The organism is Pseudoprevotella muciniphila (assembly GCF_003265305.2).
GTDB lineage: Bacteria > Bacteroidota > Bacteroidia > Bacteroidales > Bacteroidaceae > Alloprevotella > Alloprevotella muciniphila.
In genome coordinates this window covers 1,135,095-1,148,247 of sequence record NZ_CP033459.1, presented here as the reverse complement: position 1 = coordinate 1,148,247, position 13,153 = coordinate 1,135,095, and the positions used below count along the sequence as shown (strand labels likewise).

General features: G+C 48.6%; 9 protein-coding genes. All 9 read right to left on the bottom strand.

Translation table 11 applies throughout. The features are described 5' to 3' along the window. Positions 1 to 16: 16 nt before the first annotated feature. Positions 17 to 1,036 carry a radical SAM protein gene (locus C7Y71_RS04635; protein WP_111897225.1) on the bottom strand — a complete coding sequence of 340 codons (1,020 nt, stop codon included), beginning with the start codon at positions 1,034 to 1,036 and terminating at the stop codon, positions 17 to 19. Between the two features lie 87 nt (positions 1,037 to 1,123). After that, entirely contained in the window at positions 1,124 to 2,140 is a 1,017-nt protein-coding gene (locus C7Y71_RS04630) for a virulence RhuM family protein (protein ID WP_111897224.1), read from the bottom strand. Between the two features lie 261 nt (positions 2,141 to 2,401). Then, positions 2,402 to 4,129: an acyl-CoA dehydrogenase family protein gene (locus C7Y71_RS04625; protein ID WP_111897223.1), complete on the bottom strand. Its 1,728-nt coding sequence runs from the start codon at positions 4,127 to 4,129 to the stop codon at positions 2,402 to 2,404. Positions 4,130 to 4,153: 24 nt separating this feature from the next. Beyond that, on the bottom strand, positions 4,154 to 5,176 hold the full coding sequence (locus tag C7Y71_RS04620) for an electron transfer flavoprotein subunit alpha/FixB family protein (RefSeq protein ID WP_111897222.1): 1,023 nt from the start codon (positions 5,174 to 5,176) through the stop codon (positions 4,154 to 4,156). A 9-nt stretch (positions 5,177 to 5,185) separates the two neighbouring features. After that, on the bottom strand, positions 5,186 to 6,061 hold the full coding sequence (locus C7Y71_RS04615) for an electron transfer flavoprotein subunit beta/FixA family protein (protein WP_111897221.1): 876 nt from the start codon (positions 6,059 to 6,061) through the stop codon (positions 5,186 to 5,188). A gap of 216 nt (positions 6,062 to 6,277) precedes the next feature. Beyond that, positions 6,278 to 6,997, bottom strand: a complete 720-nt coding sequence (locus C7Y71_RS04610) for a DUF805 domain-containing protein (RefSeq protein ID WP_111897220.1) — start codon at positions 6,995 to 6,997, stop codon at positions 6,278 to 6,280. 134 nt (positions 6,998 to 7,131) lie between these two features. Continuing rightward, a complete protein-coding gene (locus C7Y71_RS04605) occupies positions 7,132 to 10,179 on the bottom strand; it encodes a type III restriction-modification system endonuclease (RefSeq protein WP_111897432.1) in 3,048 nt (1,015 codons plus the stop codon). A 25-nt stretch (positions 10,180 to 10,204) separates the two neighbouring features. Continuing rightward, positions 10,205 to 12,100 carry a site-specific DNA-methyltransferase gene (locus tag C7Y71_RS04600; RefSeq protein WP_111897219.1) on the bottom strand — a complete coding sequence of 632 codons (1,896 nt, stop codon included), beginning with the start codon at positions 12,098 to 12,100 and terminating at the stop codon, positions 10,205 to 10,207. Positions 12,101 to 12,142: 42 nt separating this feature from the next. Further along, the gene (locus tag C7Y71_RS04595) at positions 12,143 to 13,141 is read right to left on the bottom strand and encodes a calcium/sodium antiporter (protein WP_111897218.1); all 999 of its coding nucleotides are present in this window, start codon (positions 13,139 to 13,141) and stop codon (positions 12,143 to 12,145) included. Between the last annotated feature and the right edge of the window lie 12 nt (positions 13,142 to 13,153).

Genomic DNA, 13,153 nt, shown 5'->3' with positions numbered 1-13,153 from the left:
ATTTCTGCGATTTGCGTTATTTCACGTCGTAAATCATCTTCTTGGTCTTACCCTTTCCGCCTTTTTCTTTTTCAGCACCGCAGAACACCATTTTCAGCATTCTCCGGGCGCGGTGGGTGCGGCGTGAATAGGTCTCGAATGTGTCGTGCTCAAGGTCATAATCTTCGTTCCAACCTGTTGGTTCGATGTTGCAGTAGGTCATGTCGTAAACTTCCTTTTCGAGGAATGGCGTGTCGTCGGGCAGGGTAGTGATGGCGGCCTTCGACGGTACGAGGCAGGTGATGCCGAGTGTCTTGCAATGGGCTACGAGTGGAGCGATGACGCTGTCGTACACTTCGAGTATATGGTCGGTGGAAAAATCCGTATATGCGGAATTGCCTATCTTCTGCACAGGGCGGAGTTGGAGCACATCGATGGGCACATCGCGGAAGAGTTTGGGGAAGAGTGCGAGGTCGTCCACGTTATCGGTGTTCATCGTATAGTTGATGCGCACCTTGAAAGCGGGATGCTTCTGCCTAACGACTTTGATGCTTTCTAAAAGGCAAAGGAAACGCTCGAATGTCGCGCCCTGCATCAGTGTTTCGTATGTTGTTTTTGTCAGCCCATGAACGGACAATGTCATCTCGTCTAGACCCGCGGCGATGAGTGCTTTGAGTTTCTCCGTGGTAAGCAGGTTGCCGTTGGTGGTAATCGATATGTAAGGCACTTGCTTCTGTTTGGCGAGTCGTACCACTTCCGGCAGGTCTTTGTAGAGCGTAGGTTCTGCACCGCAGCCAATCTGGAGTTTCAGCGCGCGGTGGAAAAGGCCGTCAGCCAACTGCCTGACGCGCTCAATGGGCATCACACCGTGAAGTGTCTTTCGGCGTTCAGGGTCGCTGAAATAGCACATCCGGCATTGCAGGTTGCAAGCGAGCACTGGATCGAAGAACAGACCGAGATAGCGGCGCCGGCAGACGTGCATCGCCCACAGCCCCAGCATCTTCAGACGCGGACTCTTCACCCGCCGCGCATATTTCATCAGTCGATAGATGTCCATTTAGTCGGTATTTCTAATACAAAAACCGCACTTGGTATGAATAAAGGTAAGAGTTAATCGGTTATAAATATGTTTTGGATATGCGAATCACTCTTTCTTACCAAGTTTTTTTTGTTCACGTTCGAAATGTTCTATAAAATGTATTTCAACTGGCGTTAGTTCGTTTTTAGTTCTCTCCTTAAACTTATCATATTCAGCATCCGCTTTTGCTTTTGCTAATTGGGCAGAGATGTGTCCGGCATGTGTCAGGATGTCCTTTCGGGAAATACGCAGGAAATCATCAAGAATGGCAGTCCAATCTTTCATGTACATAGGCCTGTGCTCTTCTGCCTGTAATTCTGCAAAGTCCAGATAAAGACTTACTATACGGTTGAGTGATGTCATTTCTTCTTTCGAAAGGTAATTTTTTGCCACCTCTGCATCTGATTTTTTAGGAAGTGCTCCCGTCCATGAGGTTAATCCCATAAAATCTTTAAAAGCATCAGCACGTTCATAGATAATTTCAGCAGCCGTATGCCCATGAACTGAATAATGTATTTTATTTTGTACAGTTTTGAAGAATTCTTGTGTCATTTCAGCGTTAGGGTCATAATCTATGCTAAGAGCATAGATTTCAAGAACTTTTCTGTAAAATACCTTCTCAGAAGAACGGATGTCACGGATGCGAGCCAGCAACTCATCGAAATAGTTTCCAGCTCCGGCTCTCTTTAGCAAATCATCATTTAAGGCGAACCCCTTTACAATATATTCTTTCAAAACTTTAGTTGCCCACATTCGGAACTGTACACCGCGGTATGAATGAACACGATAGCCCACACTGATAATCATGTCAAGGTTGTAAAAATCAACTATATGTGTTTGTGATTTTCCTTTTATCGCTCCATGCTGGGTGGTTGTTGCAAATTTTGCAACGACCACATTCTGCTCCAATTCACCTTCTTCAAACACGTTTCTTATGTGTCTTGAAATAGTAGATTTGTTGCGCTGAAAGAGCTCCGCCATTTGGTCAAGATTTAACCAAACTGTCTCATCATGTAGTCTGACTTCAATGCGTGAATCCCCGTCGCGGGTCTGATATAATAGTATTTGTCCTTTGTCGTCCACTCCCGTAATGCTAAATCATTATCATATCTGCAAAATTAAGCAAACATTGCGAACACAGGGGCAAATTATCAGTTTTTTTGTTTTTTGCGCAGAAAAGTCGTTGAAAAAAATGTAATAGTGTTGTTTATTTGATTGAAAATCATTGTATAAAGACGATTTGCGTAACAAGGCATTAAATCGTCTGCAAAAAACTCAAAAAAGCGCTGCAAAGGATTCTCCCTTGCAGCGCTTGGTTTTGTGTGTTCTTAATAATCTCTGCCTTTATTCTTCCGTAGCAGCGGGTTGCTGGCGGTAGTCGGCGAGTTGTTCGGGTGTGGCATTCATGATGTTCGTGAAATGCTTTGCCACTTCTGCATCGGCTATGTTGGCATATACACGTGCGCTCTTCTCGAACAATTCCGGTGCCTTTGTGGCGTTGCGGATGATGAGGTGGAGCATGATGAGGTTGCCCGACATTTCCATGAGGCTGCGTGCGCAGTGGTCGTGGAATTCCTGATCGGCTGCTTCCTTCACGTATGCCACAGCCTGTTCCAGTTTGTCGGCAATAGCTTTGGCGCGTGCCTGCAGGGGTTTCATCGCTTCACTCACGGTGTCGTTCTCAAATTCACGTGCGAGACTGAGATATGTGCCGTTTGTAACGTAGCGTATGGCTGCCACGACTTGCAACTGCGTGGTGCCTTCGTAGATGTTCGTGATACGAGCATCGCGGTAGTAGCGCTGGATGGGGTATTCCATCATAAAGCCAGAACCGCCGTGTATCTGCAGTGCATCGTATGTGTTCTGGTTGGCATATTCCGAGTTCATGCCCTTTGCCAGCGGTGTGAGGCAGTCGGCAAGTCTGGCATACTTCTTCTGCTCGGCGCGTTCTTCGGGTTCGAGTTTGCGTTCGCGTTGAATGTCGTCGAGTGCCTTGTAGATGTCCACGTAGCGTGAGCATTCGTAGAGCAGTGCGCGACCTGCATCGAGTTTTGCCTTGATGTTGGCGAGCATGTCGTAAACGGCAGGCATGGTGATGATCGCCTTTCCGAACTGTTGACGGTCGGCAGCGTAGGAGAGTCCTTCATTGTAGGCAGCCTGACTGATGCCCACACTCTGTGCGGCGATGCCGAGGCGTGCGCCGTTCATGAGTGCCATGACGTACTTGATGAGTCCGAGGCGCGTGCTGCCGCAGAGTTCTGCCTTTGCGTTTTTGTAAACGAGTTCGCAGGTGGGTGAGCCGTGGATACCGAGTTTGTTTTCTATGCGGCGAACATCCACACCGCCCTGGCGCTTGTCGTAGATGAACATGGAAAGGCCGCGTCCGTCGGTGGTGCCTTCTTCAGAACGTGCCAGAACGAGGTGCAGGTCGGCGTCGCCGTTGGTGATGAAACGTTTCACGCCGTTGAGTAGCCAGCAACCTTCCTCTTCGGAGTAGGTGGCTTTGAGCATTACATGCTGCAGGTCGGAACCGGCATCAGGCTCGGTGAGGTCCATCGACATTGTCTCGCCTGCTGCTACACGCGGGATGAAGCGTGCGCGCTGGTCGTCGTCGCCAAATTCGTAGAGTGTCTCGCAGCAGTCCTGCAGACTCCAGATGTTGCCGAAGCCGGCATCGCTTGCTGCCACCATTTCGGCGCACATGGTGTAGGGAGTGATGGGGAAGTTCAGACCGTTGTATTTGCGCGGCATGGTCAGCGCGTTGAGGCCAGCCTTCTTCATCGTTTCGTAGTTTTCTATCGTGCCGCTGGCGTAGGTTACACGACCGTCCTTAAGATGTGGACCTTCTTGATCCACTCCTTCGGCATTGTCGGCAATGATAGTGCCTGCTATTTCGCCCACCACTTCAAGCACGCGGTCGTAGTTGTCCATCGCGTCCTCGAAGTCAAGCGGTGCGTCATCGTAGTCCTCTTTGTCGCGGAAATTGCGTTCTTTCAGTTCCACGATGCGTTTCATGAGCGGGTGGCGGAGTTCAAACTCCAGTTCCGCATGGTCTCTATAGTTGTTAGCCATAACTGTATTGTCCTTTTTTCTGATTTACTTGCTGTTTTCTTTGTAGAACTTAATCATCTTGGGCACCACTTCTTCCACACTGCCAGTGATGACATAGTCGGCAATGGCATTGATGGGTGCATCGGGGTCGGTGTTGATGGAGATGACGATGCCACTCTCCTTCATACCTGCCACATGCTGTATGGCACCGCTGATGCCGCAAGCGATATACACCTTCGGGCGCACTGTAACGCCAGTTTGACCAATTTGCAGGTCGTGTTCGCAGAAACCTGCATCCACTGCTGCGCGGCTGGCACCAACTTCGCCGTGGAGTTCGTGTGCCAATTTGCGGAGCAGGTCGAAACCTTCTGCGCTACCCACTCCATAGCCACCAGCCACGATGATGGGTGAGCCCTTGAGGTTGTTCTTTGCCTTTTCTACATGACGTTCGAGCACTTCGACCACATAGTCTGTTTCAGGCACATATTTTGCCACATCGGGATAAACCACTTCGCCCTTTGCCTGGTCTTGATATTTCTCTGCCTTCATCACGCCGCTACGCACGGTAGCCATTTGAGGACGATGGTCGGGGTTGACAATCGTTGCCACGATATTGCCGCCGAATGCGGGACGAATCTGGTAGAGCAGGTTCTTGTAAGTCTTCTGGTTCTTCTTGTCCTCGTAGTCGCCGATTTCGAGTTCGGTGCAGTCGGCTGTCAGGCCGCTGGTGAGCGAAGAACTTACGCGCGGGCCAAGGTCGCGTCCGATAACGGTCGCCCCCATTAGGCAGATTTGTGGATTTTCTTCTTTGAAGAGGTTTACAAGGATACTTGTGTGGGGCAGGGAAGTGTATGGTGCGAGACCTTTGCCGTCGAATACGTAGAGTTTGTCTACGCCGTATGCGAGGATTTCGTCTTCCACTTTGCCCTTGATGTCGCTTCCGGCAACGATGGCTTCGAGGTCCACACCTAATTGGTTTGCCAGTTTGCGGCCCTTGGTCAGCAGTTCGTAACTGACTTCTTCAACGGTAGTACCGTCTATTTCGCAATATACAAATACGTTGTTCATGATGTTGTTTTATCCAATAGTGTGAGACGCCAATAGTTCCTGTATCAAGCCTTCCACATCGGCATCTGCTCCTGTGAGGCGTTTGCTTTCCTTTGCCTTGAACACAATGTTCTGCACGGCTTTCACCTTAGTGGGCGAGCCGCTCAGTCCGCATTGTTCGTAGTCGCCTTCCACGTCGGCAACAGTCCACTGCGTGATGTTCAGCCAAGGCTTCTTTTCGTATTCCTCTGCGTAAGGCACTTCGCCTTCTGCAGGACGTTCGATAGGTGTCATGGCACGCTTATACTTCATGATGAGACGTGCGTTGCGAGGACGACAAGGTGCTGCGTCGCCGTTTACTGTGAGCAGACAGGGCAGGGGAGCCTTTACGCGCTCTATACCGCCGTCGATGTGGCGTTCCACTATGACGTGTGTGTCTGTAACTTCTTCAATGCGTGTAACGTATGTTACCTGGTTGTAGCCCAGTTTCTGAGCCACCTGTGGACCTACCTGGGCTGTGTCGCCGTCGATGGCCTGACGACCACCGATAACGAGGTCGGGCAGCCCCAGTTTGCGTATCGCCATGGAGAGCGCATAACTCGTGGCGAGCGTGTCGGCTCCGGCGAAAGCGCGGTCGGTGAGCAATACGCCACCGTCTGTGCCGCGATAAAGACCTTCGCGGATGATTTCTGTGGCGCGGGGAGGACCCATCGTTACCACTTTCACGGTGGTTCCTTGATATCTGTCCTTCAGGCAGAGCGCCTGTTCGAGCGCATTGAGATCTTCAGGGTTGAAGATGGCAGGCAGCGCAGCGCGATTCACAGTTCCTTCCGGTGTCATCGCGTCTTTGCCGACGTTGCGCGTGTCGGGTACTTGCTTGGCAAGCACTACAATTTTTAAACTCATAAAAATGTTGATTATATTATCATTTTTTTTTCGGACGCAAAATTACTGATTTTCCATTTATGAGGCAAAAAGAAAGTCGGAAATCGCACAATTTACCCACATGATGAGCATTTTGGTTGCATTTGCAATTATTAATAACAAAAAACCACTCTGCAAGAATTCTGCAGAGTGGCAAATGAATATTTCAATGGATGATATTTCTATAATTTGTGTGTGTTATGCAAATGCCTGCGGCTGATATTTTGGCGACGGTCCCTGTTCGTTGGGTTCACGCTTCGAGTCTTCGCACCACCATACAATGAGGATGATAGTACCTACAAGCGGTATGAGCATCAGGAGCAGGAGCAGAGGATTGCGCCCTGTGTCGGACAGGCGTCGGGCACCAACAGCGAGCGATGGTACCATTACGGCGATACAGAACAACCAATAAACTATTGAGAACACCATGCCTAAATAAGGAATGTTGCCAAGAATAGTGAAAGCAATGCCGATGACGAAGTTCACAAGGCAGAAATACCAATACTCTTTGCGGCGTGCTCTGCCACTAAAATCGGCAAAGTGCTGGAGCACATATTTGTAGTTGTTGATGATGGCCTGGAAGTCTTCAGGCTTCGCATTGCCGTTCACGTCGCAGAACGCGTCATTGAAGGGGCGCTTCATGTTGGGCTGCGGACCACCGTATGGCGGTTGCTGCGGACCAGCCTGCTGATAAGCACCTTGCTGCGGCTGCGGCTGTGGTTGCGGCTGCGGCTGTGGCTGTGGTTGCGGTTGCGGCTGCGGTTGTGGAGGAGGAGGCACTGCCGGTCCTTGATTAGCGTTGGGCACTTCTGGTGCTTGTGGTGGTGGAGGAGGCACGTTTGCAGCCTCGCCACATGCTGGGCATACTTGTGCACCTTCGGGGAGAGGAGCACCACATTTTGAACAATTTGTTGCCATGATAATAGGTTTTTATAGGTTGGTAAAATAAGTTTTCTAATTTTTTTGATAGCTATCGCGTCGCCATCTTGTTTGCAAATATAACGAAAATTATGATTATTTTGCTTTTTGTTATTAAAAAATGCTGTTCTTTACTATTTGGTTATAATAGCTCTTAAATCATCATATTTAGTTACAACTCCATAAGTAATTGACGAGCCTGCAATGGTTTCAAAATGTCGTCGTGCACATTCTATCTTGGAACGTTCCGACTCACGGAGCTGTGTTTCGTCCAAAGAGCCTTTGGTTTCAGCGACGAAGTAGATATGCTTTATATCTTCGCCCTCTTTGAAAACGATAGCCCAGTCGGGGTTGTAGTGTCCTACAGGGGTGTTGATATAGAAACCGCCAGGGAGTTTGGTGTAAACTTCCACTTCGTTCTTTTCTTCGAGTGTTTTTGCAAAGTTCATTTCGATGCCTTTGCTATCTACCACAACGAGGTCGTAAAGGGATTTAGCACTTTCCATGGCGTTTTCACCTAAGCGTCCTTTCAGCGTAGAGTTGCTGAAAATATCACTTTCAAACTTCTGGTCAAGTTTGTGATATTGAACATGCTCTATCACAGCTACAGCCTTACACTCGTTAATGATGTTGCCAGCCTTAATGATAAACTCCTCTGGGTTTATTTTGAATTGATCGAAGGTTGTCGGTCGTATTCCTTTAAGGATGGCTACTACTGCTTTGCGCGTCAAACCCGTAGCTTCGACGAGTTTGCCGATAAGATCGTAACGAACATTGCCTACAGCTTCGCGAATGGAAATAGTTTTGTTTCCTATTACGCGCATGGCTTGTGCATTCTGCAGGTCTAACTTGCTTTGGATGTTATCGAGAGTGCCCGTGCGAAATTCAAGACTAATTTCCGATACGTGAAGAGACCTGTCGAGCGAAGCTATGGAACGTTCTATAAGTTCGTCGGTACTGAAATCAACGGTGTAGTATGTTTTATGGTTGATTTTCTTCCAGAGTTCTTGAAATTCTTTGCGCTCAAACTTCTGTTTATCGAAATGCGCTTCTTGTGCGTTACGTCCATTTTTGGGCTTGACTTTATCGGGATTGAATACTGTGTCAAGCTTCTTTACGATGTCAGTACTATATTCTTGATAGTCGCCAAAGTCGAGTGTTCCCTGCTGCTTGGCTTCGTGATAGGCTTCCGTGAGTTGTCCTTGTTTTGTGATATAGCCTTTCATTCTCAATGTGAAAAGGATATCTTGGGCATCATCGTCGGTAAGCGTATATTGTTCTTCTGCGGCATTAGTTACCAATAATCCTTCGAAAAGACTGGGCTGCACTTTCAGGGGACGGTCGCCGACAGCTTCGGCAATTTCAGTCTGAAGCTTTTCAGCGAAGTTCTCATAACTCTCGCTGGCAATAACGGTGAGGTCGTTCACTTTGAACACCTCGCCGTGCAGCACGTTTTCGTCCTGCCTTTCGCCCTCGCTGTTTACGCAAAGTCGCATACCTCTGCCGACCTCTTGGCGTTTCTTGGTGGTGTTGTCGCTGTCTTTCAGCGTGCAGATTTGGAAAACGTTAGGATTGTCCCAGCCCTCTTTCAGGGCAGAGTGTGAGAAAATGAAGCGTGTGGGCTCTTCAAATGAAAGCAAGCGTTCCTTGTCTTTCATTATCAAGTCGTAAGCTGATGCGTCATTACTGCTTTCGTTTCTCAGCTCAGTAGCCTTAGGCTGTACGAAATGTCCTTTTCTGTCGCGCGAGAAGTAGCCGTTATGCACTTCTTGCGGAGTCATTGAGCGGAGGTATTCGATATAACGTGGGTCGTCATCGGTGCGAAGTTGGAACGAGCCTACGATGTCGGCGTATTCGTCTTCAAAGATTTGTGCGTACTGACCGTTCTTTGTTCCACCGCCCGTTTCGTAGATACGGTAGTTGTCAACGTGGTCGATGAAGAACAGCGAAAGGCACTTGATGCCGCGCTTGAAAAGTTGGCGTTCCTTATCGAGGTGGAACATGATGGTCTCGCGTATTTGCTGGCGGCGGACAGCTCTTTTGTTAATTGCTCCTACCATGTCGCCTTCATGAAGCTCAATGCCGTTAAGCAGCCGCACAGTACCCGTGTAGCCGTTGATGCTTTCAACGTGGTAGCCGTCGGCATATTCTTCCAATTCTCCGCTTTGCTGATAGATGTCGAAACCATCGGTTACGTACAGCGAAACTTGCTTCGTGCCCGTCCGGGTTTTCTTGTCAAAACCGAGCAAAGCGCGAGGATTGCCTTTTGAGAGTTCTATGCGCTCCAAGCAAAGGAAACCATTGGTGGCAGTAGAGCCTTTTTGGTTGATGCCCTGCACGGTGATTTTCTTCACCAGCTTCTTGTTGTAGGCATCCATGGCATCCAGGCGATAGACCATGTTCACGATGTCATCCGCACGGTGTGTAGCACTGTAGAGCAGCGTGAAGAGCGGGTGGAACTCCTTCAGTCGGTTGCGTGTGGCATTATTTCTGTCCGCACCTAATACCGACTGAGGCTCGTCGATGATTAGAATAGGATTGGTGGCAGCAATCACGTCGATAGGCTTACGCGAACGGAACGCATCCAACTTCATATAGATGCGCCTTGCGTCCTCACCACGGGCAGCGAAAGCCTGTGTGTTGATAATCATGACGTGCATATTGCTGTCGCTGGCGAACTGGTCAATCTTCGTCAGCTGCTTGCTGTCGTAGATAAACGACTGAATACGCTTGCCATATTCAGCGGCAAAGTGTTCGCTCATAATGTCAAACGAGCGGCAAACACCCTCACGAATGGCGATGCTCGGTACCACGATGATGAACTTACTCCACCCATAGAGTTTGTTTAACTCATACATCGTCTTGATGTAGGTGTAAGTTTTTCCCGTACCCGTTTCCATTTCGATGGTCAGGCGCAGGTCGTTTGTGTCTATCGTTTCCGACGGACGCAACTGTGCCGGCATCTGTATCGCTCGAATATTCTCAAGCAACTGCCCAGCCGGAACGGTGACAGGCTGATTGCGGAAGCCCACCACATCGAATAGGTCCTGAGCACCGTCGGCACTCCTTCCCATGTCATGCGTAAATTCCACCATCGCCTGATTGCGCTGCCCACGGAACACATCCGTCACGGCACGCGCTGCATCCGTCTGGAACTGCTGGTTCTTGAATTTGAGTGTCAATTTCTTAGCCATAGGTTCACTTGGATTAGATGACACGAACATTATTCTTCACCTCTTCGTCCGTCCAGTCGCATTTCTGCTTGAAGAGTTCAAAGAGATTCATCTTATTGGCTGCTTCATTGAAACTGCTGTCACGGAAAACAACACGAACAGGTGAGAGTGCTGCGATAGCATCAATCACCTTTTCCGTGACATTCCCATCGAAGCAAGCCACGAGGTCGCCATCATTCACATTGTGTATGGTGCAGCCGTCCACTTTCTGCGATGACAACGGCATCGACAACTCCACACCCCAACGGAGCATACAGTCAAAGAGCAGGTCAAGGTCTGTACGGTCTTCCTTGATGTTGTCGAGCAAGCCGGCCAACATGTCCTGCGTATAATCTTTCGGCGCAAAAGCCACATCTTTATAGTTGCTGTCCTCACACTTGAATACACGGAAGCCGATGTCAAGGTCTTTTGCTTCAGGATGCTCCTCCTTGATTTTCGCTCCTGCACGCCGGATGCGCTCTTTGCCGATTTCGCAGATGTTTTTGTAACCTGCTTTGTAGGCTTCGCTGTCTTGTGCGGTTCCTTCTGGAAGTTGAGCTAGAATGAACTTGCGATTGCCTCCATCTTCGGCATTGAGTTGCATTACAGCATGAGCGGTAGTAGCAGAGCCTGAGAAGAAATCGAGAACAATTGTATTTGTATCACTATATAAAGCAACACATCTCTTTAATAGTTCTACAGGCTTTGGGTAATCAAAATATTTCTTTCCATCAAATAATTTAGCAAGTTTTTGTGTTGCATCTTGGCTATGTCCTACTTCTTCATAACGCCAGAATGTCATTGGTGTAATACCTTGTTTTCTGAGTTCGGAAAGAAATCTTTTTATGGAAGGAACATTATTACCTTCGCTGCCAAACCAAATTCTGTTTTCTTTCACATACTCATTAAACTTTTGTTCTGATAGCCTCCAACTATATCCTGAAGGTGGCATCACCTTTCTTCCTGATGGAGTTATTATAGGATATATATTTGATTCAACAGCAGGACCAACAGATAAATCACTGGATTTCCAGACTCCTCTTGGGTCATTGTCAGGATTTGAATATCTTTCATTAGCAGAATCACTTCTTGGGATACCGTTGCATACTGCAGAATCAATATTTTTTGCATATACTAAAATATAGTCATGAGCAGGTGAAAAATGTTTTATCAAATTGATTGGAGAATAGGCTCTTTCCCAAACAACTTGTGCGAGATAATTGTGTTCGCCAAAAACTTCATCACAGATATTCTTCAAGTTTCTTTGCTCATTATCATCTATAGAAATAAAGATAACTCCATCCTCACAGAGAAGCGAGCGTGAAATCATCAGACGAGAGTAAATCATTGAGCACCAATCAGAATGGAACTTACCATTTGATTCTGTGTTTTTAACCATTCGTTCTCCGGCTTCATTGAAAACACCTGCAGCTTCGTCTTCATCTTGCTGTGTACGGTGGAAGTCATCATGATACACAAAATCATTGCCCGTGTTATATGGCGGGTCAATGTAAATCATCTTGACCTTGCCCATATAGGAGTTCTGGAGCAGTTTCAGAACTTCGAGGTTGTCACCCTCGATATAAAGATTTTGTGTATTCTCCCAATCTACACTCTCTTTGGGACAGGGGCGCAGCGTCTTGCGCGTGGGTGCAGCCGCTTCGCGCTGTGCAGCACGTTTGCCCACCCAAGTGAAGTCATACACTTCGGGTGCGCCGTCTGCCACAGCATCGCCGAGCAGTGCACGGAGTTTGTCCCAATCTACGGCGCGTTGTGGTTTGCCATCCTTGCCTGCCACTTCTGTGAAGCAAGAGGGGCATATCTGATAGAGCGCATCGAGGTTGAGCTGTGCGCCGTCGGGTGTTTGCATGCCAATATGTTTTGGTTTCATAACGATGATATTATTGGTTCCTGAAAATTTGTGTTGCGCTTCTTAGATGTTAGCGAGTAGCCATGCCATGTATGCAGCAAACAGCGCGAGCAGTGCCCATCCTTCCCAGCGTTCCACGCGGTATTTGGTGAATGTAAAGAGCCAAAGGATGAGTATGCTGCCGCCCATAGTGGCGAGGTCAATGGGGGTTATGCCCTGCATGCTCAGGGGTGTGATGGTTCCCGTTACACCGAGTATGAGGAGTATGTTCATGATGTTTGAGCCAATAACATTTCCGATGGCTATGCCGCTGCGCCCTTTCAAGGCTGCAACGACACTCGTGGCAAGTTCGGGCAACGATGTGCCGCCTGCCACAATGGTAAGCCCTATCACAGCATCGCTCACATGGAGTGTTTTTGCCACAGATGTGGCAGCATTTACAAAAAGTTGGCTTCCAAAGATGAGGCAGGCAAGACCGATGATAACGAAGCCGATGGATAGCCACACAGGTGTGGACTTCTTAGGGGCATTTTCGGATGGGGCAGAGTTGTCTGCACCATCCGCGCTGGCGTGAGGCGTAGTTTCGTTGTTATTATTTTTTGCTGCTTTCATGCCCTTACGCGCGGTTTGAAGGGTAATGACCATGAACGCACAGAGTGCTGCAATGAGGACAACGGCATCAAGGCGAGAGATCTCACCATCGGCTCCCAATGCAATGAGGAACACCGAAGCCAAGATAGTCCAAGGCATATCTTTACGAACGGTGGATTTCTGTATCTCCATGGGTGCCACTGCTGCAGCTGCTCCCACGATGAGGAGCGTGTTGAATATATTGGAGCCCACCACGTTACCCACGGCGAGCCCTGCGCTGCCGTTCAAGGCAGAGAGTAGGCTAACTGAAAATTCGGGCATTGACGTGCCTATGGCGACTATGGTAAGACCTATAATGATTTGCGGCACACCCATGCGCGAGGCGAGGTCGGAGGCACCGCCTGTGAGTTTGTCGGCGCCCCATACCACGAGAATTATGCCAACAACGATGTAGAGAATGTTGAGTATCATTTATAAAAGATA

Coding starts and splice junctions, on each gene's coding strand:
- C7Y71_RS04635 (WP_111897225.1), bottom strand. CDS start 1,036: ATGGACATCTATCGACTGATGAAATATGCGCGGCGGGTGAAGAGTCCG.
- C7Y71_RS04595 (WP_111897218.1), bottom strand. CDS start 13,141: ATGATACTCAACATTCTCTACATCGTTGTTGGCATAATTCTCGTGGTA.
- C7Y71_RS04625 (WP_111897223.1), bottom strand. CDS start 4,129: ATGGCTAACAACTATAGAGACCATGCGGAACTGGAGTTTGAACTCCGC.
- C7Y71_RS04615 (WP_111897221.1), bottom strand. CDS start 6,061: ATGAGTTTAAAAATTGTAGTGCTTGCCAAGCAAGTACCCGACACGCGC.
- C7Y71_RS04600 (WP_111897219.1), bottom strand. CDS start 12,100: ATGAAACCAAAACATATTGGCATGCAAACACCCGACGGCGCACAGCTC.
- C7Y71_RS04620 (WP_111897222.1), bottom strand. CDS start 5,176: ATGAACAACGTATTTGTATATTGCGAAATAGACGGTACTACCGTTGAA.
- C7Y71_RS04610 (WP_111897220.1), bottom strand. CDS start 6,997: ATGGCAACAAATTGTTCAAAATGTGGTGCTCCTCTCCCCGAAGGTGCA.